The organism is Faunimonas pinastri (assembly GCF_900110915.1).
GTDB classification, from domain to species: Bacteria; Pseudomonadota; Alphaproteobacteria; order Rhizobiales; family Afifellaceae; genus Faunimonas; species Faunimonas pinastri.
In genome coordinates this window covers 124,813-149,583 of the sequence record NZ_FOFG01000002.1, presented here as the reverse complement: position 1 = coordinate 149,583, position 24,771 = coordinate 124,813, and the positions used below count along the sequence as shown (strand labels likewise).

The 24,771-nt window shown below is 65.8% G+C and carries 23 protein-coding genes; 7 read left to right on the top strand and 16 right to left on the bottom strand.

Features of this window, described 5'->3' with window-relative positions:
* Positions 1–8 precede the first annotated feature (8 nt).
* Positions 9–1,364, top strand: coding sequence for a PleD family two-component system response regulator (locus BMY25_RS03970; RefSeq protein ID WP_092495321.1), 1,356 nt, complete (start codon positions 9–11; stop codon positions 1,362–1,364).
* Between the two features lie 149 nt (positions 1,365–1,513).
* Here the strand turns inward: BMY25_RS03970 and rpmG are convergent, their stop codons facing one another.
* The 5 genes from rpmG to topA all read right to left on the bottom strand — a co-directional run bounded on the left by rpmG (position 1,514) and on the right by topA (position 8,706).
* On the bottom strand, positions 1,514–1,681 hold the full coding sequence (gene rpmG, locus BMY25_RS03965) for a 50S ribosomal protein L33 (RefSeq protein ID WP_092495320.1): 168 nt from the start codon (positions 1,679–1,681) through the stop codon (positions 1,514–1,516).
* Positions 1,682–1,741: 60 nt separating this feature from the next.
* Positions 1,742–2,977: an MFS transporter gene (locus BMY25_RS03960; protein ID WP_177176688.1), complete on the bottom strand. Its 1,236-nt coding sequence runs from the start codon at positions 2,975–2,977 to the stop codon at positions 1,742–1,744.
* Positions 2,978–3,170: 193 nt separating this feature from the next.
* Complete coding sequence (locus BMY25_RS03955; protein ID WP_092495318.1) at positions 3,171–3,662, bottom strand: DUF983 domain-containing protein; 492 nt, start codon at positions 3,660–3,662, stop codon at positions 3,171–3,173.
* Positions 3,659–6,013: a ribonuclease R gene (rnr, locus tag BMY25_RS03950; protein ID WP_238858148.1), complete on the bottom strand. Its 2,355-nt coding sequence runs from the start codon at positions 6,011–6,013 to the stop codon at positions 3,659–3,661. The genes BMY25_RS03955 and rnr overlap by 4 nt, the downstream gene beginning before the upstream one ends.
* 14 nt (positions 6,014–6,027) lie before the next feature.
* Positions 6,028–8,706 (bottom strand): type I DNA topoisomerase, encoded by a 2,679-nt coding sequence (topA, locus tag BMY25_RS03945; protein ID WP_092495317.1) that lies wholly within the window; start codon positions 8,704–8,706, stop codon positions 6,028–6,030.
* Between the two features lie 247 nt (positions 8,707–8,953).
* Here topA and BMY25_RS20690 point away from each other — a divergent pair, with 247 nt between their 5' ends.
* Entirely contained in the window at positions 8,954–9,106 is a 153-nt protein-coding gene (locus tag BMY25_RS20690; protein ID WP_177176687.1) for a hypothetical protein, read from the top strand.
* A gap of 18 nt (positions 9,107–9,124) precedes the next feature.
* Here the strand turns inward: BMY25_RS20690 and dprA are convergent, their stop codons facing one another.
* From dprA to BMY25_RS03920, 4 genes are read right to left on the bottom strand one after another with little or no spacing between them, the layout of a single operon-like run.
* Positions 9,125–10,261 (bottom strand): DNA-processing protein DprA, encoded by a 1,137-nt coding sequence (gene dprA, locus BMY25_RS03935; protein WP_092495315.1) that lies wholly within the window; start codon positions 10,259–10,261, stop codon positions 9,125–9,127.
* Positions 10,261–10,929, bottom strand: a complete 669-nt coding sequence (gene plsY / locus BMY25_RS03930) for a glycerol-3-phosphate 1-O-acyltransferase PlsY (protein WP_092495314.1) — start codon at positions 10,927–10,929, stop codon at positions 10,261–10,263. Before plsY ends, dprA begins: the two co-directional genes overlap by 1 nt.
* Before the next feature lie 20 nt (positions 10,930–10,949).
* Positions 10,950–12,257 (bottom strand): dihydroorotase, encoded by a 1,308-nt coding sequence (locus BMY25_RS03925; protein WP_092495313.1) that lies wholly within the window; start codon positions 12,255–12,257, stop codon positions 10,950–10,952.
* 9 nt (positions 12,258–12,266) lie between these two features.
* On the bottom strand, positions 12,267–13,211 hold the full coding sequence (locus tag BMY25_RS03920; RefSeq protein ID WP_092495312.1) for an aspartate carbamoyltransferase catalytic subunit: 945 nt from the start codon (positions 13,209–13,211) through the stop codon (positions 12,267–12,269).
* Positions 13,212–13,360: 149 nt separating this feature from the next.
* Here BMY25_RS03920 and BMY25_RS03915 point away from each other — a divergent pair, with 149 nt between their 5' ends.
* Positions 13,361–15,010: an acyl-CoA dehydrogenase family protein gene (locus BMY25_RS03915; protein WP_092495311.1), complete on the top strand. Its 1,650-nt coding sequence runs from the start codon at positions 13,361–13,363 to the stop codon at positions 15,008–15,010.
* A 104-nt stretch (positions 15,011–15,114) separates the two neighbouring features.
* Positions 15,115–15,384: a hypothetical protein gene (locus tag BMY25_RS20685; RefSeq protein ID WP_092495310.1), complete on the top strand. Its 270-nt coding sequence runs from the start codon at positions 15,115–15,117 to the stop codon at positions 15,382–15,384.
* A 55-nt stretch (positions 15,385–15,439) separates the two neighbouring features.
* Here the strand turns inward: BMY25_RS20685 and ruvX are convergent, their stop codons facing one another.
* Entirely contained in the window at positions 15,440–15,943 is a 504-nt protein-coding gene (ruvX, locus tag BMY25_RS03905) for a Holliday junction resolvase RuvX (protein WP_092495309.1), read from the bottom strand.
* A 63-nt stretch (positions 15,944–16,006) separates the two neighbouring features.
* Here ruvX and parC point away from each other — a divergent pair, with 63 nt between their 5' ends.
* Entirely contained in the window at positions 16,007–18,277 is a 2,271-nt protein-coding gene (parC, locus tag BMY25_RS03900; protein ID WP_092495308.1) for a DNA topoisomerase IV subunit A, read from the top strand.
* A 4-nt stretch (positions 18,278–18,281) separates the two neighbouring features.
* Here the strand turns inward: parC and BMY25_RS03895 are convergent, their stop codons facing one another.
* From BMY25_RS03895 to hemB, 6 genes are all read right to left on the bottom strand, one after another.
* On the bottom strand, positions 18,282–18,767 hold the full coding sequence (locus tag BMY25_RS03895) for a hypothetical protein (protein WP_143061866.1): 486 nt from the start codon (positions 18,765–18,767) through the stop codon (positions 18,282–18,284).
* A gap of 30 nt (positions 18,768–18,797) precedes the next feature.
* Complete coding sequence (locus tag BMY25_RS03890) at positions 18,798–19,424, bottom strand: sulfotransferase family protein (protein ID WP_092495306.1); 627 nt, start codon at positions 19,422–19,424, stop codon at positions 18,798–18,800.
* 16 nt (positions 19,425–19,440) lie between these two features.
* A complete protein-coding gene (locus BMY25_RS03885; protein ID WP_238858167.1) occupies positions 19,441–20,610 on the bottom strand; it encodes an MFS transporter in 1,170 nt (389 codons plus the stop codon).
* Between the two features lie 159 nt (positions 20,611–20,769).
* Complete coding sequence (locus BMY25_RS03880; protein WP_092495305.1) at positions 20,770–21,516, bottom strand: arginyltransferase; 747 nt, start codon at positions 21,514–21,516, stop codon at positions 20,770–20,772.
* A 127-nt stretch (positions 21,517–21,643) separates the two neighbouring features.
* On the bottom strand, positions 21,644–22,126 hold the full coding sequence (locus tag BMY25_RS03875) for an RDD family protein (RefSeq protein ID WP_092495304.1): 483 nt from the start codon (positions 22,124–22,126) through the stop codon (positions 21,644–21,646).
* 88 nt (positions 22,127–22,214) lie between these two features.
* Positions 22,215–23,243, bottom strand: a complete 1,029-nt coding sequence (gene hemB / locus BMY25_RS03870) for a porphobilinogen synthase (protein WP_092495303.1) — start codon at positions 23,241–23,243, stop codon at positions 22,215–22,217.
* A 144-nt stretch (positions 23,244–23,387) separates the two neighbouring features.
* On the opposite strand from hemB, the gene BMY25_RS03865 reads away from it, so the two are divergent.
* Together BMY25_RS03865 and ldtR are read left to right on the top strand one after the other, a co-directional pair.
* Positions 23,388–23,822 carry a DUF6163 family protein gene (locus BMY25_RS03865; RefSeq protein WP_092495302.1) on the top strand — a complete coding sequence of 145 codons (435 nt, stop codon included), beginning with the start codon at positions 23,388–23,390 and terminating at the stop codon, positions 23,820–23,822.
* A gap of 249 nt (positions 23,823–24,071) precedes the next feature.
* On the top strand, positions 24,072–24,581 hold the full coding sequence (ldtR, locus tag BMY25_RS03860; RefSeq protein WP_092495602.1) for a transcriptional regulator LdtR: 510 nt from the start codon (positions 24,072–24,074) through the stop codon (positions 24,579–24,581).
* The last annotated feature ends 190 nt before the right edge of the window (positions 24,582–24,771 follow it).

The window sequence follows — 24,771 nt, the reverse complement described above, 5'->3', positions numbered from 1 at the left end:
GCCAGCCGGTGACCGCGCGTATCCTCGTCGTCGATGACGTTCCGGCCAATGTACGGTTGCTGGAAGCGCGTCTGCGCGCGGAATATTACGAGGTCCGTACCGCGCTGAACGGTACCGACGCGCTGGAGATCGCGAGGCGCGAGCGGCTGGATCTGGTGCTGCTCGATGTGATGATGCCCGACATGACGGGCTTCGAGGTCTGTCGCCGGCTCAAGCAGGAAAGCGCGACGGCGGACGTCCCCGTCATCATGGTGACTGCGCTGGACGGCATCGAGGACCGGGTGAAGGGCCTGGAATCCGGGGCCGACGATTTCCTGACCAAGCCGGTGGGCGACGTGGCGCTGCTGACGCGCGTCCGCAGCCTCCTGCGTCTCAAGACCGTCGCCGACGAACTGTCGCTGCGCGCCACCTCCGTGCACGGCAACCATCGCGATTTCATGCGCCTTGCCGATCTCGGCGGCCGCATCCTGATGGTCGACGATCGCGAGACCTCTTCACGGAAGATCCAGCAGGCGCTCTCCAGCGCCTTTACGCTGGAACGCGCCAACGATGCGGCCGACGCGCTCTCCCGCGCGATCGAGCACGATTACGACCTGCTGGTCGTCAGCCTCTCGCTGGAGGGCGCCGACGGGCTCCGCCTCTGCTCGCAGTTTCGCACGATCGACCGCGCGCGCTACACGCCCGTGCTGCTGATCACCGATCCCGACGAGAACGCACGGCTTCTGCGGGCGCTGGACCTTGGCGTGAACGATTACATCGTCCGCCCGGTGGACGCGAACGAGATGCGGGCCCGCGTCAGGACCCAGCTTCGCCGCAAGAAATTCTCCGACCGGCTGACCGATATGGTGTCCAGCGCGATGGAGCTGTCGATCACCGATCCGCTGACCGGGCTCTACAACCGCAGGCATCTCGACACGCAGCTTCGCTCCATGGTCGCCATCGCGGAAGAAACGGGCAAGCCGCTTTCGCTGCTGATCTTCGATATCGATTTCTTCAAGGGCATCAACGATCGCTACGGCCACGACGCCGGCGATGACGTGCTGCGCGAATTCGCGACCCGCATGCGCAAGGGCGTGCGCGGCATCGACCTCGTCGCGCGATTCGGGGGCGAGGAATTCGTGGTGGCGATGCCGGAAACGGACGCCCATGTCGCCGCCTTCATCGCCGACCGGCTTCGCCGCGATATCGACCGGGCACCTTTCGCCACGCGAACGGGCGACCAGATCCCGGTCACGGTCAGCATCGGCGTTGCGGAGCACCTAGGGCAGGGCGATACGATAGAAACGCTCGTCCGCCGCGCCGACCAGGCGCTCTATTCCGCCAAGCGGGGCGGTCGAAACCGCGTCGTCGAAGCGGCGGCCTGATCCTCCGGCCTTAACCTGCTCAGTCGTGTCGATTCGCCGACCGTGCATCCCGTGATGCTGCGGGCGAACCGTCGCGCTTCCCGCTTCTTCGGAGCCCAAAAACAGAAAAGGCGCCCGAGGGCGCCCTGAGCTGCGAGATGGAAAGCCGCTTACTTGATCTTGGCTTCCTTGAACATCACGTGCTTCTTCGCCACGGGATCGTACTTCTTCATCTGCATCTTGTCGGTCATGGTGCGGCTGTTCTTCTCGGTCACGTAGAAGAAGCCGGTGCCTTCCTCGCTGACGAGGCGAATCTTGATAGTGGCGGCCTTGGCCATCGGACTTGTCCTTGGTCGAAATCGGGATTGAGGCTCAAATGACGCTTCGCGGCCCGGAAGTCAAGCAAACTTGCGCCGAAACACAAGCCGCCAGAGCACCAGCAGCGAGTAGAGACCGAAGGCGATGCCGAGTACGAGCGGGAAGCCGATGCCGGGGAAGCGCTGCATGCTGTCCCCCACGAGGAAGGGGCCGGTGAGCATGCCCAGCGCATAGCAGAAGACGAAGGCGGCGTTGGCGCTCGCCAGCGACGGCCCGGCGAAATGCGAGGACAGATAGGCGAGGCCGACCGTGTAGAGACCGGCCGTGGAACCGCCCCATATGAACAACACGGCCATCAGCAGCGCCGTATGATCCGACAGGAACCAGGCGCCGAACATGCCGGCGATTCCGACCACCCCAAGCCCCAGCAGCACGAGGCGGCGGTCGACACGGTCGGCGCAAAGTCCCAGCGGGATTTGCAGCGCGACGCTGCCCAGCGTCATGGCGGAGGAGAGCAAGGGAGCGACGCTGCCCGAAAGTCCGATATGACGGCCCCAGAGCGGCAGGAATGTGAAGCTGCTGGATTCCGCCATGGCGAACACGAAGGCCGCCAGCGTGGCGATCGGCACCGCGAAGATGAAGGAGGTGAAGCCATGATGCGGCGCCTCCTCGAATTCGGGCGAGACGCGGCGGGCGAGCAGGGCGGGTATGGTCGCCAGGAGCATCAGCCCGCTGCCGACGAGAAACGGTGTGATCGAATCGATGCCCGTGATCGCGATGATGCCAGGCCCGATGGCCATGCCGATCGCCAGCACCGAGGCATAGATGCCCATGGCCAGCCCGCGGCGTCCGGGCGGGGTGGCCGCATTGATCCAGAACTCAGACAGCGTGAAGCAGAGGCAGATCGCGCCGCCATAGATGAAGGCGATGGGAAACAGCAGGACCAGGTTCTGGATATAATAGGCGAGCGGCACCATGGCCGCCATCAGGGGGGTCAGCGCCGCGATGACGGAGGCCGTGCCGAATCGGTGCGCGATCCGCGACACGAAGGGCGTCACGCACAACGCGGAAAGGGCGATCGTGCCGACAAGGATGCCGATCGTCCGCTCCGAGATGCCGCGGGCGGACAGCGTGAACGAAAGGAGCGGCGGCAGCAGGCTGACCGCCATGCCGACGGCGGCGATGGTAGCGATAGCCGCGAGCGCGCCGGCCGACAGACCTAGCCGCGTATGCACGCCGGGGCGTTCGCCCTGCTCCGATTCCGATCCGGTTTCTTGAAGCGCGCGCGATGCTTCCGGGCGCGTGAGATCTTGCACAGACATTCCTGACCGCTAATGCTTCGGAACTTGAGGCGGGTTGAAACTCATCGTTCCACGGCTTTCATCCGCCCTTTCCAGAAAGACCGGTAACCCTCCCGTGGCATGACTGCCAAGCGGAAAGGGCTCAGGCACGGGCACGCGCCTCAACAACTCACAATGCTCCACTGAATTGGCGGAGATGTGACGGGCATCATGACGCATCCTTGTTTCCCGACCCATCCGGCGGTGCGCTCACACCGGGCCCGACGGCCGCCGGGGCGACAAGCTCCGAATCTCCCGTCGGTTCCGGAGTCTCATCCCCGAAGCCGTGCATCCCGAATCCCCATTGCAGCCCGACGATCGCGCCCTTGGCGATCGGAAGGATCACGAGGGAGAGCAGGATGGTGAGCGGAAACCACAAGGCAAGGTGCAGCCAGAGCGGCGGGGAGTATTCCACCTCCACCCAGAGCACCAGGGCGACAAGGATGTGGCCCACGATCGTGATGGTGAGGTAGGGCGGCGCATCGTCGGCGCGGTGGTGAAACAGTTCCTCGCCGCAGACCGGGCAGGTGTCGGCCACCTTGAGATAACCGTTGAAGAGGGCGCCCTTGCCGCAGCGGGGGCAGCGTCCCCTGGCGCCCTTGAGCGTGGCTTCCCAGGCATTGCGCTGTTCGCGCGGCGGGACCCGCTCGATGAAACTCACCGGCCCCGCTCGCGTCGGGAGGGGCGCGGTCCCTTCCTGGAACCATTGTCGTCGCCACCCGGCTTGCGGGAGCTAGGCTTGCGGCTGCGTGGTTCGCGTGCCGCCGCGGGAGGGGTCCGTGCCGGCTTGCCTGAGAACCGCTTGCCCTCCGGCTTGCGGCGGGACGAGGGGCGGCCGGTCCGGCCTTCGCCGACCAGTTCGAAGCGAAGGCTGCCGGCAAAGGGCAGCGCCTCCGCCAGCCGGACTTCGACAGCATCGCCCAGCTGGAACGTTTCGCCGGAGTTTCGCCCGACCAGCCGATGATGCGCCTCGTGGAATTCGTAGAAGTCGTCTCCGATGGTGGAGATCGGGATGAACCCGTCGGCGCCGCTGTCGGCGAGCTCGACGAAAAGGCCCGACCGGGTGACGCCCCGCACGCGGCCGGTGAAGGTCGCGCCCACGCGATCGGCAAGCCAGGTCGCGATCAGCCGGTCGACCGTGTCGCGCTCGGCCGCCATGGCGCGGCGCTCGGCGGTGGAGATCTCGCCGGCGATATTGTCGAGAGCCTTCTCATCCGCTGCCCGCAGGCCGCCTTCGCCGAGCCCCAGCGCGGAGATCAGCGAGCGGTGGACCAGCAGGTCGGCATAGCGGCGGATCGGCGAGGTGAAATGGGCGTAGCGGCGCAGGTTCAGGCCGAAATGGCCGATATTCTCGATGGAATAGACGGCCTGGCTCTGCGAGCGCAGCATCACCTCGTTGACGAGGATAGCGTTCGGCGTCTCCTCGACGCGGCCGAGGATGTTGTTCAACTGGCTTGGCCGGATGTTGCCGGCCTTGGGCAGGCTCATGTCCAGCGTGCCGAGGAAGTCCCGGAGCGCGTCGAGCTTCTCGAAGGAGGGCTCGTCGTGGATGCGGTAGACCACAGGCGCATGCCGCGCTTCCAGCGTTTCCGCCGCCGCGACGTTCGCCTGGATCATGAATTCCTCGATCAGGCGGTGCGCCTCCAGGCGCGGCGGCACCACGATGCGATCCACCGAGCCGTTCTCGGCCAGGATCACCTTGCGCTCCGGCAGGTCGATCGCCAGCGGCTCGCGCGCGTCGCGCCCCTTGGCCAGCACACCATAGGCTTGCCATAGGGGCTTCAGCACGGGTTCCAGCAGCGGGCCGGTCTTCTCGTCCGTACGGCCTTCGATCGCCGCCTGCGCCTGCTGGTAGGAAAGCTTGGCAGACGACCGCATCATCACGCGATGGAAGCGGTGCGCGGTCTTCCGGCCATCGGCGTTGAAGTGCATGCGGACCGCCATGGCCGGCCGGTCCTCGCCTTCGCGCAGCGAACAGAGGTCGTTGGAGATCCGCTCCGGCAGCATGGGTACGACGCGGCCGGGGAAATAGACGGAGTTGCCGCGCTTCACCGCTTCGCGGTCGAGCGCATTGTCGGGGCGGACGTAATAGGCGACATCGGCGATGGCTACGGTCACCACGAAGCCGCCGGGGCTGTCCGGATCGGGCTCGGCATAGACGGCGTCGTCATGGTCGCGCGCATCGACGGGGTCTATGGTGATCAGCGGCAGGCCGCGCCAATCCTCGCGGTGCGACATGCTCGCCGGCTCGGCGCCTTCCGCCTCGTCCAGAACCGACTGCGGGAAGACATAGGGAATGCCGTGTTCTTCCAGCGCGATCAGGCTGATCGCCTTTTCCGAGGAGACGTCGCCGATCCGCTCCTTCACGCGCGCGGCGGGCAGGCCGAAGCTGCGGCCGCGCATCACCTCGACGGAGACGAGTTCGCCGTCCTCGGCGTCCTTGTCGCCATCCGGCGGCACGACGTATTCCGTGCCCTTGCGGTCCACGGGGACGATGCGGCGCTGGCCGTCGATCATGCGGAAAATGCCGAGCATGGCCGGCGGCTTCCGCTCAAGCATCTTGATCACGCGGCCGACATAGCCCTGGCCGCCATCTTCAGGCACCAGTCGGGCCAGCACGCGGTCGCCGATGCCGGGAGCGGTCATGGCGCGGGCACGGCCCTTCGCGCGATCGGCCGGGACCCTGATGCGAGGCGCCTCGCCCCATTCCTCGTCCCACTCGACGGGGCGGCCGACGGGATCGCCCTGATCGTCGATGGCCTCGATCATGAGGACGGTCACGGAAGGCAGGTCGCCCGGCCGGCGAAGCTTGGTGCGCGGACCGCTGATCGCGCCGTCATCCGACATCTCGCGGAGCACGCGCTTCAGCCCGATCTTGTCACCGCCCGAGATGCCGAAGGCACGCGCGATTTCCCGCTTGCCCACTTTGCCCGGCGCTTGGGCGATGAAGGCCAGGATGTCTTCCCGGCTGGGCAGGATCTGTGGGGTTTCGCCCTTGCGTGCCTTGGCCAATGTCTCGCTTCTGTCTATTCGGCCGCCGGTTCGACGGCCTTGGTTTTGGCCGGAGCCTTCGCGTTGGCGGGAGCCTTGGCTTTGGCCGGAGCCTTCTTCTTGGCAGGCGCCTTTTCCGTGTCGGCATCCTTCTTGGGGCTTGCCTTCGCCTTGGCGCGGGTCGGCTTAACCGGCGTCTTGCCCGCCTTCTCCGCGATCAGCGCCACCGCCTGATCCATTGTCACGTCCTGCGGCGGCACGGATTTCGGCAGCGTGGCATTCACCTTGCCATGCTTGATATAGGGACCGTAGCGGCCCTCGTGAACCGTCACCGGCCCGCCGAGCGCCGGATGCTCGCCGAGCTCCTTGAGCGGCGCGGCCGCCGTGCGCGAGCTGCCACGGCTCTGTTTTTCCGCGAGAAGCGTGATGGCGCGGTTGGCGCCGACGGTGAAGACCTCGTCCACGTTCTCCAGGTTGGCGTACTTGCCATCGTGCTGGATGAACGGCCCGTAACGTCCGATGCCGGCAACGATTTCCTTGCCCGTCTCCGGATGCACTCCGACCGGACGAGGCAGGGAGAGAAGCTTCAGCGCGGCTTCCAGATCGAGCTGCTCGACCGTCCAGCCGCGCGGAAGGCTGGCGCGTTTCGGCTTATCGCCGGCCTCGTCGGAACCGAGTTGAACATAGGGGCCGAACCGGCCGGACTTCAGCACCACGGGCACCGCGGTGTCCGGATCCTGACCGAGCACGGTGCCTTCCGCGCTGATCGTCGCGTTGCCGCCGGCCTCGCCGTTCGGATCGGAGAACTGGCGGGTGTATCGGCATTCCGGGTAGTTGGAGCAGCCGATGAACGAACCGAACTTGCCGAGCTTCAGCGACAACCTGCCGCTGTCGCAGACGGGGCAGGTGCGCGGATCGCTCCCGTCTTCCCGGGCGGGGAAGATGAAGTCGCCCAGCGCGTCGTTCAGCGCATCGAGCACATCGGAAACGCGGAGTTCCTTGGTCTCTCCGATATTGGCGTTGAAGTCGCGCCAGAAGTCTCGGAGCACGTCCTTCCAGGCGAGGATGCCGGCGGAGATGCCGTCGAGCTTTTCCTCAAGGTCCGCCGTGAAGTCGTATTCCACGTAGCGGCGGAAGAAATTCTCCAGGAACGACGTGACGAGCCGGCCCTTGTCCTCCGGGACGAGGCGCTTCTTGTCGTCGCGGACATAGCCGCGCTCGCGCAGCACGCCCATGGTCGCGGCATAGGTGGAGGGCCGGCCGATGCCGAGCTCTTCCATCTTCTTGATCAGCGACGCTTCGGTGTAGCGCGGCGGCGGCTCTGTGAAGTGCTGCGTGGCCTCGATGGTCTTGCGGCCCAGCGCATCGCCGGCCGACATGGCGGGCAGGCGACCGCCGTCGTCGTCGTCGTCGTCGTCGCGGCCTTCCTGGTAAAGCGTCAGGAAGCCGTCGAAGCGGACGACGGTGCCGGTGGCGCGAAGCTCGGCCTGACCTTTCGGGTCTTTCGCGAGGATATCGACGGTGGTGCGCTCCATCTCCGCCGACGCCATCTGGCTGGCGATGGTGCGCTTCCAGATCAGCTCGTAGAGCCGCTCCTGGTCGCGGTCAAGATAGCGGGAGACGTCCTTGGGCAGGCGCGAAAGCTCCGTCGGGCGGATCGCTTCGTGCGCTTCCTGCGCGTTCTTTGCCTTGGCGTGATACTGGCGCGGGCTCTGCGGCAGATAGCGTGCGCCATATTCCGAGCCGATCACGTCGCGCGTCGCGGCAAGGGCTTCCGGCGCCATGTCGACGCCGTCGGTCCGCATGTAGGTGATGAGGCCCACCGTCTCGCCGCCGAGCTCGATGCCCTCGTAGAGCCGCTGCGCCACCTGCATGGTGCGGCTGGCATTGAAGCCGAGCTTGCGCTGCGCTTCCTGCTGCAGGGTGGAGGTCGTGAAGGGCGGCTGCGGATTGCGCTTCTGCGGCCGCGATTCGACGCCGGTGACGGAAAAGGTAGCCGATTCAAGCCGCGCCTTCACCGCGTTGGCTTCGTCGCCTTCGCCGATGGTCAGGCGCTCGATCTTCCGACCGTCCAGCCCGACCAGCCGTGCCTGTACGGGAAGATCCTTCGGCGTCGCAAGCTGCGCCAGGACCGACCAGTATTCCTGCGGGCGGAAGCGCTCGATCTCGGATTCGCGGTCGCAGACGAGGCGAAGCGCCACGGACTGCACGCGTCCCGCCGAGCGCGCGCCCGGCAGCTTGCGCCACAGCACGGGCGAAAGGTTGAAGCCCACGAGATAATCGAGTGCGCGGCGGGCCAGATAGGCGTCGACCAGCGCCTCGTCGATCATGCGCGGATGCTTCATCGCATCCAGGATCGCGTTCTTGGTGATGGCGTTGAACACGACGCGCTCGACCGGCTTGTCGCGCAGCGCCTTCTTCTCCCGCAGGATCTGCAGCACGTGCCACGAGATCGCCTCGCCCTCGCGATCCGGATCGGTGGCGAGGATCAGCCTATCGGCGTCCCGGGCGGCGGCGGTGATGTCGGCCATCCGCTTCTTGCCCTTGGCATCCAGCTCCCAGTCCATCGAGAAGTCGTCGTCGGGGCGAACGGAACCGTCCTTGGAAGGCAGATCGCGGACATGCCCGTAGGACGCCAGAACCTGATAGTTCGAGCCGAGATACTTGTTGATCGTCTTCGCCTTGGCCGGCGACTCGACAATCACGAGGTCCATGAAATGCTCCGTCCGCGAGAGGGCGCGGTGTTCGTCTGTCGGAGCGTCAATTGGATTGCCTTGAAGCTCCGGTCAAGGGGAAGGGACCGTAAGGGCAACTGCAAATGTCCCGGCCGGGTTGGAGAAAATGGTTGCAGACCCCACAACTGTAAGGAGAGTATAGGAATATCGGGTGTTGGGCGAGACCTAGAGAATGCAGAATGGCAACAACGGGGAGGATGGGATTATCGGGAGGCACGAAGGACGCTTGCGCGCTGCGGAACACATCGCCGTGACGGCGGCGCAGCTCTCGCGGATGGCCAGGGCGCAGCATCTTCCGCTGGTTTCCTACCTTGCCGAGATGGTGGTGCTCGAGGCATGGCGGGAAGCGAGCCGCGAGGAAGAAGTCGCGCGGGGCTGAAAGGCTTCCTGTCCCTTTCTAGCGCAGGGAGATCAGCGATCCCGGGTGGCGTTCGACGCGCCCGGCCAGGTCGAGCTCCAGCAGCAGGACCTGGACAGTGCGCGGTGCCAGCCCGGTAAACCGGATGATATCGTCGAGACCGACGGGTGTGGGTCCGAGCGCCTCGTACAGGCGGTCGCGGTCCGTATCCGCCGGCTCGAAATCCTGGATGTCCGGGGCCGAGAACTCTCCGGTCGCGGATGCCGGCTCGGAAAATCGGCCGAGCAGGGGCGCCAGGGCCTCCGTGACGTCGCGTGCCTCGGTCACGAGCCGCGCACCCTGCTTCAATAATCCGTTGGAGCCGCCGGCGCGCGGGTCGATCGGCGAACCCGGCACGGCCATGACCTCCCGGTTCTGCTCCAGCGCCAGCCGCGCCGTGATGAGGGAGCCTGAACGCTCGGCGGCCTCCACGACCACCGTGGCCAGCGTCATGCCCGCAATGATGCGGTTGCGCCTTGGGAAATCCCGCGCCCGAGGCTCCCAGCCGATCGGCATCTCGCTGATCGCGGCTCCGTCATGCTCGAGGATGGCTGCGAGGAGCCCCGCGTTCTCCGGCGGATAGAGTACGTCTGCACCGCCGGCGAATACCGCGACCGTGCCTGTGCGGATAGAAGCCTCATGCGCGGACGAATCGATGCCGCGTGCCAGGCCGGACACGACCAGGAGCCCGGCTTCCCCGAGATCGCGCGCCAGCATGAAGGCCATCTTGCGTCCGGCGACCGAAGCGTTCCGCGCCCCGACGATGGCGACCGCGGGACGCGTCAATCCCGCCACCGAGCCGCGCACGGAGAGGAGCGGCGGCGGCGCATCGGCATGGCGCAGCCATGGCGGGTAATCCGGCTCGCCCATGCCCACGAACCGGATGCCGGCGCGCGTGGCGGCTTCGAGTTCGCGCTCCGCGTCCGGTCGGCTGGCGATGCGGATCGCCCGACCGCCGCGGCGGGACAGGTTGGGGGCCGCTTCGATGGCCCTCTGCGCCGAGCCGAAATGGCCGATGAGATTTTTGAAGGTCGCCGGGCCGACATTCTCGCTGCGAATTAGCCGCAGCCATGCCAGCCGTTGCTCGTCGCTGAGCGGAAAGGTCTGCTGATCCGGATCCCGGGGCGAAATGGCCATTATTTCCTGCCGATCCGGCTTTCCTCACCGGAAACCAGGCGACGGATATTGGTCCGGTGGCGCCACCAGAGGATCAGTGTCAGGACGAGGAAGACTTCCGAAAGCTCCACCCGTCCGAACAGGAACAGGATGATCGGCGCGGCTGCGCTGCCCATCAGCGCGGAAAGCGAGGAGTAGCGCGTGAGGAAGGCCACGACGATCCAGACCACCGCGACGGCCAGGAAGGTGGGCCAGTGCAAAGCGAGCAGCAGGCCGAGGAATGTCGCCACGCCCTTGCCGCCGCGAAAGCCGAGCCAGATGGGGAAGCAATGACCGAGAAAGGCTCCAAGAGCCGCCAGGGCGGCCGGGCCGATCGCGACGAGGCCGGTCGCGGCATCGGCGGGTCCGACGAGCGCGGGCGCGTGACGTCCGACCCAGAGCGACACGATGAGAACGGCCGCCATGCCCTTCAGCGCGTCGCAGAGAAGGGTGGCGGCGGCGAGCTTCTTGTTTCCGGTGCGCAGGACGTTGGTCGCGCCGATATTGCCGGAGCCGATCGCGCGGATGTCGCCGAGACCCGCCATGCGCGTGAAGATCAGGCCGAACGGTATCGAGCCAAGCAGATAGCCGATGACAAGCGCGCCAAGGTAATAGGGCCAGGCGTCCGCCCAGCCTGAAAATTCCGTCATGAACCCGCCCCCCTAGCGGCTCAACCGTATTGGTAGACCGTGTGCCCGGCAACAAGCGTCCGCTGCACGCGTCCTGCCATTCGCGCGCCCTCGAAGGCCGTGTTCAGAGCGCGGGAATGAAGCTGATCCTCCGTCACCACCCAGGGCTGGTCGAGATCGACCAGGGCCAGGTCAGCCGCCGCGCCGGGCTGCAGCGTGCCGGAGGAAAGGCCGAGCAGGGCGGCCGGACGCGTGCTCATCGCATCGATCAGGCGAAGCAGCGAGACGTCCTCGTTGTGGACGAGGCGGAGGCCCGCCGCGAGCAGCGTTTCCAGCCCAACGGCGCCGTCGGCGGCATCGGCGAAAGGCTGGCGCTTGCCTTCCACGTCCTGCGGGTCGTGCGCCGAACAGATCACGTCCAGCGTGCCGTCGGCCAAGGCTTCCACCATGGCGCGGCGATCGTCCTCGGAGCGGAGCGGCGGCGACATCTTGAAGAAGGTCCGGTAGGCGCCGACGTCGAACTCGTTCAGCGTGAGATGGGCGATGGCCGCGCCGGCGGTCGCGGGAACGCCATCGGCCTTGGCCTGCCGCATGGACCAGAGCGACTGCGCGCAGGAAAGCTGGGCGGCATGGTAGCGGGCGCGCGTCAGCCGGGCGAGGCGGAGATCGCGGTCCAGCATGATCGATTCGGCTTCGCGCGGAATGCCGGAAAGTCCGAGCCGTGTCGCCCTCTCGCCGGCATTCATCACGCCGGAGCCGGCGAGGTCCGGGTCCTCGGTGTGGTGGACGACGAGGGCGTCGAAATCGCGCGCATAGGTGAGGGCGTTGCGCATCACCTGCGAATTGCGCAGCGAATGCCGGCCTTGCGTGAAGGCGACGGCTCCCGCCTCCTTGAGCAGGCCGAACTCGGCGATCTCCTCGCCCTTCAGCCCATGCGTCAGGGCCGCCATGGGGTGGACCCGCACAATCGCCGTATCGCGGGCGCGGCGGAGGATGAAATCCACGAGCGCCGGATCGTCGATCACCGGATCGGTGTCCGGCATGGTGGTGATGGTGGTGACGCCGCCGGCCGCCGCCGCCCGGCTCGCGCTTTCCAGCGTCTCGCGATGCTCAGCGCCGGGCTCGCCCACGAAGACGCGCATGTCGACAAGGCCGGGAATCACGGTCTTGCCCCGGCATTCCACGATCTCGGCGCCCTCGGGCGCACCCTGGTTCAGCGCATCCGGCCCAGCGGCCTGGATCACGCCGTCGGCGACGAGGACGGAGCCGCGCGCATCGAGCCGTCGAGAAGGATCGACGACGCGGCAGTTCTGCAGGAGAAGCGGGCGAGGAGCCGAAGAGTTCTGCATGTCGGCGCCTCAGTTCTGGACCGGTGTTGACGAAAGATGCTGGCCGAGCGCTTCCAGCACGGCCATGCGGACGGCGACGCCCATCTCGACCTGCTCGCGGATCACGCTCTGCACGCCGTCGGCGATCAGCGGATCGATCTCGACGCCGCGGTTCATCGGGCCCGGATGCATCACGATGGCGTCCGGCTTGGCGTGGGAGAGCTTCTCCCGGTCCAGCCCGAAGAAGCGGAAATATTCGCGCACGCTCGGCACATAGGCGGCCGCCATCCGCTCGCGCTGGAGGCGAAGCATCATGACGACGTCCGCATCCGCCAACCCTTTTCGCATGTCGGTAAAGACGGTTACGCCGAGTTCCTCGATCGCGGAGGGAAGCAGCGTTGTCGGGGCGACGACGCGGACCTGCGCGCCCATGGCGTTCAGGAGCAGGATATTCGATCGCGCCACGCGGGAGTGTCTGACATCGCCGCAGATCGCCACGACGAGGCCCGCGAGCTTGCCCTTGTGGCGCCGGATCGTGAGCGCATCGAGCAGCGCCTGGGTGGGATGCTCATGCGCGCCGTCGCCGGCATTGATGACAGAGCATTCCACCTTCTGGGCCAGGAGCGCGACCGCGCCGGCGGCATGATGGCGGACGACCAGGAGATCCGGCCGCATGGCGTTCAGCGTCATCGCCGTGTCGATCAGCGTCTCGCCCTTCTTCACCGAGGACTGCGCGACCGCCATGTTCATCACGTCGGCGCCAAGCCGCTTGCCGGCCAGCTCGAACGAGGACTGCGTGCGCGTCGACGCCTCGAAGAAGAGATTGATCTGGGTGCGACCCCGGAGGGTGGCCTTCTTCTTCTCCGCCTGGCGGCTCACATCGACGGCAGCTGCCGCGGAATCGAGAAGGAATTGGATATCGAGCGGCGAAAGCCCCTCGATGCCGAGCAGGTGACGGTGCTGGAACTGGGTCATTAAAGCCCGGCGTATAGGCTTTCGCGGGCAGCACGGCAAGCGTCGCCGCAGCGGCAACGGTCATGATCCGCAGGATGGGCTGTGGAGGGGCCCGGCAGAGCGCGCCGCTTGGTCTCCGAAGCCCGCGGATCTGTGCTATGCGGGGCGGGATGACATCGCAGCACGAGCCTCCGGCCACTTCCAACCTGTTCAACCAGCCGCCGCTTTACGGCGGAGTGAACCTGTTCCAGACGAATCCGATTCTGGAGGGTGGCGCTTCCGGCTTTCCAGATGCGGTGCGCGAGAACCTGGACCAGTTCGGCCGCTTCTGGGGCTCCTTCGATGCTCGCGAACTGGCACGGCTGGCGAACCGCCATCTGCCGGAGCTGGAGCGCTACGACGCGCGGGGCGAGCGCTCGGATCAGGTGAGCTTCCACCCCGCTTACCATGCCTTGATGCGGCATTCGATCGGCGCCGGTCTGCATGCGTCGCCCTGGGAAGGCGAGAGCGCCGAGCAGGGGGTGCGCAACCGGGCGCGTGCCATGCGGCTCATCATGGCCGCCCAGACGGAATGCGGCCACCTCTCCGCCATGACGACGACCAACGCATCGCTGGCGAGCCTCAGGCATTCCTCAAGCGTGGTCGCGGAATGGGCGCCGCAGATCCTGTCGCGCACCTACGACCGCGCTTTCCGGTCGCTCGGAGAAAAGCGGGGCGCCACCGTGTCGCTGGCCGTTGCCGAGCGGCAGAACGGCTCCGACCCTCGTGCGTTGCTGGCGCGGGCCGAGCGTCGCGGCGACGGGCTCTATGCCATCACCGGGCAGAAATGGTTCGTTTCCGCGCCGATGTCCGACGCGATCCTGATGCTGGTACGGCTGGCCGATGGCGAAGTCGGCTGTTTCCTGGTGCCCCGTCACATGCCCGACGGCTGGGTCAACGCGATTCGGCTGGAGCGGCTGAAGGACAAGCTGGGCACGCGCGCGGATGCGGCGGCCGAGATCGAGTTCGACGGCGCGTTCGGCTACCTGATCGGCGAGCCCGGACTGGGACCGGCGGTGATGGCCGACACCATGACCTATCTCCGGCTGGACTGCGGGGCCGTCGCTGCCGGCTTAATGCGCGGCGGCTTTGCCGAGGCGGTGCATCATGCGCGCCACCGCGCCAATTTCGGCGTCCCGCTGATCGACCGCACGCTGATGCAGCGGGTGCTGGCCGACATGGCGCTCGACGTCGCCGGCGCGACGGCTTTGTCGCTGAGGCTGGCGGAAGCCTTCGACATGGCCGGAAACCAGCCGGCGGAGGCCGCCTATGTCCGCCTCATGGCGCCGGTCGTGAAATACTGGACCACGAAAAGCGCGCCCGCGCTGCTGGCGGAAGCCATGGAATGCGTCGGCGGTAATGCCTTCTCCGAGAGCAGCACGGTCGCACGCGCCTATCGCGATGCGCCGGCCTTCGCGCTCTGGGAAACGCCGGGCAACCTCCTGGCGCAGGAGATGCTGCGGGCCATGCGGCGCGACGACGAAACGCTGCAACTCGTGCTCGGCACGATCCGCGAGGAACTGGGGCAGGGCGCGCGGGCCGCCGTGGACGTGCTGTCCGCCGCCGCCGCCGTTGCGCTGGAGGATGAGGGAGCGGCCCGGATGCTGGCCGAGCAGCTGGCGCTGACCGCCGCCGCGGCCGCGCTTCGCCGCGACCATCCCGCCGCCATCGCGGATGCCTTCATCGAAACGCGGCTGGGGCGTCCGTGGCGCTCGACCTACGGCATGATGGATGCGCGGTACGATTGCCGGGCGCTCCTGGATTATCTCTGTCCGGCATGACCGTCCCCCGGAGCAGGTAGACCGTCCGTCGGTTCACCTTTTTGGGAACGCGGGCGGTACAAAGCCGTTTAAAGGTCTCCATCAGGAGAAGGAGACTGCGTCCGATGAAGATCAAGGCAGGACTGCTTGCGATGATCGCGGCCGGCGCCCTCAGCGCCTCGCTGCCGGCCGTTGCGTTCGCCCAGAGCAGCAGCACGACAACGATCACCACCGATCAGCCGCCGCCGCCCCCTCCGCCGCCTCCGCCCGGCCCGGATGCCGATGCTCCTCCGCCCCCGCCGCCTCCCGGCGATGAGGGTTGCTCGACCGAGAAGACGACCAAATCGGACATGAGCGGTACCGAGACCAAGACCAAGACGAACTGCCCGGACTAATCTGCGGCCGTTCGGAAAGGCCCGGCATCAGCCGGGCCTTTTTCGTGTCTGCAGCCTAGAGGGCGTTGCGGGCCTGTTGCGAGCGCAGTTGCGAAAGTCGGTCCAGCGCGCCTTGGAGGATGAACCCGGCGGCCGCCGCGTCGATCTTTTCCGCCCGCTTTCGCCGCGACATGTCGGCCTCGATCATCGCGCGTTCCGCGGCGGCGGTCGAAAGTCGTTCGTCCCACAGGACGAAGGGAATATCGGTCAGCGGCTTCATGGAGCGGATGAAGGCGCGCGTCGCCTGCACGCGCGGGCCTTCCGTGCCGTTCATGTTGATGGGCAGGCCCAGCACCATGCCCGCGACCTTCTCCTTGCCGCAGATCGCCAGCAGCTCTTCCGCGTCCTTGGTGAACTTCACCCGGCGGATGGTGTGGAATGGCGTCGCGATGCGGTAGCCGAGATCGGAGATCGCCAGCCCGATCGTCTTGGTGCCCAGGTCCAGCCCGAGCAGGCGCGTGCCCGGCGCGAGGTGCTGGATGAGGTCTTCGAGTTGGATATCTGCGGGGGGAGCGGCCATTTCCCGCGACTAGCACATATATAGAACATTGTCGCCCCGGCCCCGGCGTCGTATGAGTGCGGCATGGGCAAGAGCATCACACCTCCGGGCGGCGACGACGAAAAGGGCGGGCAAGTCCTTCCCGTCAACCTGCGGGAGGCGCTGGAAGAGCGCTATCTCGCCTACGCGCTGTCTACCATCATGAACCGGGCGTTGCCCGACGTTCGCGACGGGCTGAAGCCGGTTCACCGACGCATCCTCTACGGCATGCGCGAGATGCGGCTGCTGCCGGCCGGCGGCTACAAGAAGTCCGCCAAGGTCGTCGGCGAAGTCATGGGTAACTTCCACCCCCATGGCGATCAGGCGATCTACGATGCGCTGGTGCGTCTGGCGCAGGATTTTGCGGTCCGCTATCCGCTGGTCGACGGGCAGGGCAATTTCGGCAACATCGACGGCGATAGCGCGGCGGCCATGCGCTACACCGAAGCGCGGATGACCGATGTCGCCGAGCTTCTCCTGCGCGGCATCGACGAGGACGCTGTCGATTTCCGCCCGACCTATGACGGCGAGGACGAGGAACCGGTGGTGCTGCCCGGTGCCTTCCCGAACCTTCTCGCCAACGGGTCCTCCGGCATCGCGGTCGGCATGGCGACCAATATCCCGCCGCATAATGCCGCCGAACTCTGCGACGCCGCGCTGCATCTGATCGGCAACCGGAACGCCAGCGTCGACGATCTCCTGCAATTCGTGCCGGGCCCGGATTTCCCGACCGGCGGCATCGTCGTCTCGCCGCGCGCCGAGATCGCTGAAACCTACCGGACCGGCCGTGGCGGCTTCAAGATGCGCGCCCGCTGGGAGAAGGAAGATGCGGGCCGCGGCATGTGGTCGGTGGTCATCACCGAGATCCCGTACCAGGTGCAGAAAAGCCGCCTGATCGAACAGATCGCCGGGCTGATCGAAACGCGCAAGCTGCCGCTGGTTAACGATATCCGCGATGAAAGCACGGACGTCGTGCGCGTCGTGATCGAGCCGAAGAGCCGGACCGTCGATCCCGAGCTCCTTATGGAATCGCTGTTCAAGCTGAGCGACCTCGAAGCGCGGTTCTCCATGAACATGAACGTGCTGTCGCGCGGCCAGGTGCCGAATGTCCTGTCGCTGAAGGACGTGCTGGTCGAATGGCTGGACCACCGTCAGGTCGTCCTCGTCCGCCGTTCCAGGCATCGGCTCGGCAAGATCGAGCACCGGCTGGAAGTTCTGGCCGGCTATCTCATCGCCTTCCTGAACCTCGACGAGGTGATCCGCATCATCCGCTTCGAGGACGATCCGAAGGCGGTGATGATCGCGAAGTTCGGCCTGACCGACGTGCAGGTCGAGGCGATCCTCAACATGCGGCTGCGTGCCCTCCACAAGCTGGAGGAACTCGAGATCCGCACGGAGCACGATCAGCTTACCAAGGAGAAGGCCGGGATCGAAGCCTTGCTCGCCTCCGAGGCAAAGCAGTGGAAGGTCATCGCCTTCGAAATCGGCGAGGTTCGCAAGACCTTCGGCCCGGATACTCCGGTCGGCCGCCGCCGCACGACCTTCGCGGACGCGCCGGTGATCGACCTCGGCGACATCCACCAGGCCATGATCGAGAAGGAGCCGGTCACTATCGTCCTCTCCGAGAAGGGCTGGATCCGCTCGCTGCGCGGTCACCTGCAGGATCTGGGCGGCCTCACCTTCAAGGAGGGCGACCGGCTGAAACGCGCCTTCCACTGCCAGACGACGGACAAGATCCTGCTCTTCTCCACCGGCGGCAAATTCTTCACGCTGGATGCGTCGAAGCTGCCGGGCGGGCGCGGTCATGGCGAGCCGGTGCGCATCATGGTCGACATGGACAAGGACCAGGACGTCGTCACGCTGTTCGCGCACGATCCGGCGCGCAAGCTGCTCCTGGCCTCGACCTCCGGCTATGGCTTCACGATCGCTGAAAGCGAGCTGGTAGCAAACACCCGCAAGGGCAAGCAGGTGTTGAATGTTTCCGCCGGGGAGGAAGCGAAGATCTGTGTCGTGGCGACCGGCGATCAGGTCGCCGTCATCGGCACGAACCGCAAGATGCTGGTCTTCCCCGCAAGCCAGCTGCCTGAAATGAACCGGGGCAAGGGCGTCCGCCTGCAACGCTACAAGGACGGCGAGATTTCCGATGTGCGGGTGTTTGACGCCGGGATCGGCCTGACCTGGACGGATGGCGCGGCGCGCTTGCACCAGCGTTCCATCACCGACCTCCGCGACTGGATCGGTGACCGGGCCCAGTCCGGCCGCCTCGCGCCGCAGGGCGTGCCGAAATCCAACAAATTCGGCGTCGAGGGAGTTTAAACTGCTAGGAGGCTGCGAGCTTGAGCAGGAGGCGCCAGAACTGGTTGCATCCTAACGCGAGTGAAATGTAGCTCGAGGCGACCAGGGCAACGGACACCCACTTTAACACGCACGCACAGAAGTACTTGCGGCCTCTCCGATGCCTTACGAATGGTCTCTCGAAGCAAAATTCGGCGCAGCCCCAATCTTCTGTGAAGAGCGCTTGGGAGAAGTACGCCGCTCCAGCTGCAAGGCCGGGGGCAATCAAGCCGCTAAGAAGATAGCCGAACACAAGACTGAGGCGGCCTTGATGATACTGGAGAGCATTGGGTGCTTCAGTAAGGACGTGCAGCAACGCTGCGAGCGCTCCACCATTTATCACCAATGGGGCGCTTAGAGCCACCAGTCCCAAGCTGATCGTGTGCTGCAGAAGCGAGATCACGGTGTTGCCATGACGTTCGTGAGCCGCCTTCGCGAGCTCAAAGTCTTGCTGCTGAGTGGTCAGTGCCATGTTCGCCACCAATTCCTCGTGCATGACAACCTATGAGCCTTCCCGCTCGATCGCCGCAAGCTGCGCCTCGATGTTGCGGGCGTTGGCGTCGCGGATGCGGGGATCGACGCCGGTGCTGCGCGGCTTGATGTGCGGGAACGGCGCGTCAGGCACGGGATGGCCGAGAAAGGCGCAAAGCTTGTCCCAGCGGTCGCCATCTTCCCAGCAGAGCTCCAGCAGGAGGTGCGGCGCCTCGCGGGCGAAGAAGGCGCGCGCCTCCGCATTGTGTCGCTCGTAGAAGGCGACGTGCTCCCGCTCGCGTCCGTGCGGGTACTTGTAGCCGTAGATGACGGGCCGCATCGGGCGGTCTGGATGGGTGTTCAGCGAGTGCTTCTTGAGGCTCTCCACCCAGACCTCCGGCGACGACCGGCGCGTCAGCACGAAGCGGGCGCGATCTCCGTAGCGCCAGTAGAATTCCTTGAAGAGCAGCGGCCAGGGCCAGTCCTCGAAGGAATCGAATTTCTCGGTTTCGTCCAGGATCGGCGTGAAGTGCCGGCGTGTCCAATGTCCCAGCATGTCGCTGCGGAAGGAGACGTGGCGATAGCCCAGCGTCATCAGGCATTCGCCCAGTGTGCTGGTGCCCGTCTTGTTCAGGCCGATGCCGAAGACCTTGTGCATGAAGCGGAAACCCGGGTCAGTCGAAGAGCTCCGTCATATAGAACGCGAGTGCGGCCAGCGGAAAGGCGATACCGACCCAGCACACCGTTCCCCAGCCGCCATGCGTGTAGCTGACGCTGGCGACCGCCGAGCCCAGCGAGCCACCGAGGAAGACGATGGCCATGTAGACCGCGTTGAGGCGGCTGCGGAGATGGGGGTGGAGCGAGTAGATCTCGCGCTGGCCCATCACCTGGTTGGCCTGCACGCCGCTGTCGAGCAGGATGCCCGCGATCACCATGGCCGCAAGCGAACCGGAAGAGCCGAGCCGCGCGAGCAGGAAGGATGCCGCGACGAGGAGCAGCGCCAGCGCGGTCGCCGGCTTGCTCCAGCCGCGATCCGCGATGCGGCCGCCGATGGGTGCGGCGAACGCTCCGGCAGCGCCGGCCAGCGCGAAAAGTGCGATGCCGCGCTGCGTCATGTTGAAGTTCGGTCCGGCGAGTTCGAGCGGCGCGGCGGTCCAGAACAAGGCGAAGCTGGCGAACACGGCCGCCTGATATGCGGCCCGGCGGCGCAGGATCGGCGTATCCCGGAAGATCCCCCAGAGCGAGCGGAGCGCGCCCGCATAGGAGAGCTCGTGCGCCGGCTGGCGCCGCGGCAGCTTGGCGGCGAGCAGGATCGTGAACAGAATCGTGACGACGGCGGAGAAGCCGAAGACGGCGCGCCAGCCGAACGAGTCGGCGATCAGGCTCGCCACCGGTCGCGCCAGCAGGATGCCGGCGATCAGGCCGCCCATCACATTGCCGACGACCCGTCCGCGCGTTTCCTCCGGCGCCATGTGCGCGGCGAGCGGCACCAGCATCTGCACGGCGACCGAGGTGATGCCGATCGCCAGCGCGGCAGCCAGGAAGATGCCGGCGGAAGGGGCGAACATGGCCGCAAGAAGGGCAACGACGGCAGCCAGCAAGGTGACCACGATCGCCTTCCGGTTCTCCAGGAGATCGCCAAGCGGCACCAGCAGGATCAGCCCCACGCAATACCCGAGCTGCGTCAGGGTCACCACGAAACTCGCGACGTTCTGGTCGAGCCGGATGGAAGGGGCGATCAGCCCGACAAGCGGCTGGGCGTAGTAGATGTTCGCGACGATGGCGCCGCAGGCGACCGCCATGACGGTGACGAGCGAGCGCGACAGGCCCGCATGATCGGGCATGTTGTCGGGTGTATGGCTCACGTGGGGACCGCTTCGGAGAAAAAAGGCAGGTTGGCTGATTAACCGACGGAGGAGAACGCGTCCAGTGCCGGGGCCGCATGGCAGATGCCCGGCGGGGCTCTGGGCGGGGGCTTTGGCGGGAGGGCCTCCCGGGGGGCGTCAGTCGAAGCGGGTCCAGCCCTGCGGCAGCAGCCGCTCCTGCGGCAGGAAGCGGGCCTTGTAGCCCATCTTGCCTGACCCATCGACCCAGTAGCCGAGATAGACATACGGCTTGCCCATGCGGCGCGCCCGCTCGACATGCTCCAGGATCATCAAGGTGCCCATGGAACGGGCTGTCTCGCCCGGATCGTAGAACGAATAGACCATCGAGAGACCGTCGGAGAGCACATCGGTCAGCGCGCAACCGACGAGATCGCCGTCGCTCTTTTCGCTGAAGGCGCTGTCGGGGCCGCGCCGACGATACTCCACCAGCATGGTCTCGACATGGCTGTCCTCGACCATCAGGGCGTAGTCCAGCACGGACATCTGCGCCATGCCGCCCTCCGCGTGGCGGCTTTCCAGATAATGGCGGAACAGGCTGTATTGCTCGCTGCTGGCTTCGGCGGCGCGGTGCCGGCCGACGAGATCTGTATTGTGGCGGAGCACGCGGCGCATGTTCTGGCTGGGCTTGAACTCGTCCACGACGATGCGGACGGAGATGCAGGCGGAACAGCCGTCGCAGGCGGGGCGATAGGCTATGGACTGGCTACGCCGGAAGCCGCCCTGCGACAGAACTTCGTTGAGCGCGCCGGCATGCGAGCCGACGAGATGGGTGAAAACCTTGCGTTCTTTCAGGCCGGGCAGATACGGGCAGGGCGTCGGGGCCGTCAGGTAGAACTGATGATGATCCTGCGTGACTTTAGTCATGAACGCCTCGATGCGCCGTGGGGCGGGAACGAGTCCCGCTTCGGCCGCGATTTCCGGAATGTCGCTCCCGACGGGGGCGGTATCAAGACCCCCCGATCGGGCACCCGGGTTCGGAACCCGCTCGCGCCTACCAGAAGCGCGAGCGAACGACGACCGTATCGGTCGCCATGTCATGCAGGAGGCGCTTGCGCCGCGTCAGCAAGGCGACCAGCAGGATCAGCGGCGTCAGGAAGTAGACAGAGGCCCAGAAGGCGATCGAGCTGATCAGCGCGAGCCCGACATTCATGCGCCCGCCGTTCATCGTCCGCATTTCTATGCCACAGAAGCGCATGCCCGGCGTGGCGGAACTCAGCCCTCCCAGCGTGAAGATCGAATAGATGATCGCCACGAAGGGCCAGACCAGCGGAAACAGAAGCCAGCCGAGACCGAAGGTGAAAACGCCCAGCACCGCGATGACCGCGGAGGCCAGCAGCATCAGCATCAGGATCGCCAAAGCATCCAGCAGGAACGCCATGATGCGACGGCTGCGAACGCCGTCGTAAAGCTCCGGATGGAAGGCCGGATCCATGGCCATTCCCCCGGCATCCAGCGTGATGGTGGCGTCGCTCATCGGCGGTCTCCTCTTTCCAGGGAAAAATGGGGACCGCCCCGGCCATCTTCAAGCAATCGCGGGCAGGGGTGCCGAATGGCAGCCGCGGCTAATGCCCGGCCTTCAGCTTCTCCGCCACGCGCGGTGCGAAATAGGTGAGGATGCCGTCCGCTCCGGCGCGCTTGAAGGCGAGCAGCGTTTCCATGATGATCCTTTCCTCGTCGACCCAGCCGTTCTGCGCCGCGGCCATGATCATCGCGTACTCGCCGGAGACCTGGTAGGCGTAGGTCGGCATGCCGAAGGCTTCCTTCACCCGGTAGAGGATGTCGAGATAGGCGATGCCGGGCTTCACCATCAGCATGTCGGCGCCTTCCGCCACGTCCAGTTCCGCCTCGCGCAGCGCCTCGTCGGTGTTGGCCGGGTCCATCTGGTAGGTGCGCTTGTCGCCGACCAGCGTGGCGGAGGTGCCGACCGCTTCGCGGAACGGACCGTAATAGGCCGAGGCGTACTTGGCGCTGTAGGCCATGATCTGCACATGGCCGAAGCCGGCATCGTCGAGAGCCTCCCGGATGGCGCCGATGCGGCCGTCCATCATGTCGGAGGGCGAGATGATATCGCAGCCCGCTTCCGCCTCGTTTAGCGCCTGCCGGATCAGCTGCTGGACGGTGATGTCGTTCACGATCTCCTCACCCTGCATCAGTCCGTCATGGCCGTGGCTGGTATAGGGGTCGAGGGCGACGTCGATCATCACGCCGAGGTTGGGTACTTCCGCCTTGATGGCGCGGCAGGCTTCGCAGACGAGGTTGGATGGGCTCAGCGCCTCCGTCCCGTGCTCGTCGCGCCTGGCGGGGTCGGTGTAGGGGAAGAGCGCCATCACGGGGATGCCGAGCGCGGCCGCGCGCCTGGCCTCCACGACGATCTGGTCCACCGAAAGGCGTTCCACGCCGGGCATGGAGGGGACGGGCGTGCGCACATTCTCCCCGTCCACCACGAAGACCGGCCAGATCAGGTCGTCGACGGTCAGCGTATGCTCCCGCATCAGGCGGCGCGACCAGTCCGTGCGGCGGTTGCGGCGAAGGCGGCGGCGGCCGGTGATGCGATCGATATCGGGAGCGGAGTGGTTGAACGGCGCGGTCATGCTAGTCCTGCGGATCGGATTGGGAGGTCATTGCCTTTCAGATAGCACCCGCGGCAGGGCGATCCAACCGGACGGGCGGTCATCGCTGTCGCATGCGCGGCGATCCCGCCGACACGAGCACATGCGGGACACAGGAGAGACGAAATGGATGAGGACGTTCTGGGCGCGCCGATCAGGAAGGCGGAGGAGCGCCGCGACTGGGTCGGCATCTATCTGCGCCTGGTCGGCCTCGGCTTTCTCGTGGTGGGCCTCGTGCGGGCCTGCCTGATCCTAGGCATCACGCCTGCCGGGGACAACCTCATGACCATGTCGCCGGCATGGCGCGCCGGGCTCGTCACGCTGGTGCTGATCGATCTCTTCGCCGCCGTGGGCCTCTGGATCGGCGCCACCTGGGGACCGGTCCTCTGGGGCGTCGCCATCCTTGTGGAACTGGCTATGTACACGGCTTTCGCGGATCTCTTCGGCACCGCTCCCGTGAAGATTGCGGTTCACCTTGCAGCCTTCGCCGGGTTCCTCGCGATCTTCTACCTGAAATGGCGGAGCAGGCCAGAGAAGATGTATAAATTGTATAAAAATTGACTGTGTAAAGCTTTATGTAATTACGCTGATAATCATACCGGACCTTCGCTCAGACAAACAGGCGACACGGCTTGAAATCGTCCTTTCATCACCCCGTTATGTTTACCTTCACCATCGCGAACGTTCGTTTCCGCTGGCAATTCGAGAAACAATTGATTAAGCCTTTCGTTTAAGTTCATCTTCAAAACGAGACGATACCGTCCATCATAAGGTCCTAGATCGTATTTGCAGACGGGGTTTGGAATGCTGATGTCCGAGCAGGCAGCCGCCCGGTATGAAGCCGGGGAGAGTGCACAGGACGATATGAAGGCGCTCTACCTCGATGCGCTGACGTTGGTGGAGCGTCTGCATCGTCGTCTTCTGGACGTGATCAAAGACGAGTTCGATCGGATGGGTCGGTCCGATGTGAACAGCGTGCAGGCGTTGCTGCTGTTCAATATCGGTAATGCCGAACTCACCGCGGGGGAGCTGCGTACGCGCGGCTATTATCTCGGCTCGAACGTGTCCTACAATCTGAAGAAGCTGGTGGATTCGGGCTATATCCGACACCAGCGCTCGCGCACGGATCGGAGATCCGTGCGGGTGTCGCTCACGGAATCGGGACTCGAGGTCGCGAGAATCGTGAACGACCTCTACAACCGGCACATCCAGTCGATCGAAAAGGTCGGCGGGCTCTCCGGCGACGATTTCGTGATCCTGAACAAGGGATTGCAGCGGCTGGAGCGCTTCTGGACGGACCAGATCCTGTATCGCCTATGAGGCGCGGGGGTGTTCTTCACCCCCAGCCGCCGCTTCGTCCCGACATGGATTGGCCACAAAGCGTTTATAGCTTGCGATCCCCGAAGGTAGCGGCCTTTTCGGTTCTGTTAACCGTGACGTAGGTTTTCTGCCGCACCCTCGATCCAGAGACGAGTCCGAAGGCCTTTGCCTCCCTGGTGGGGGCGCCCTT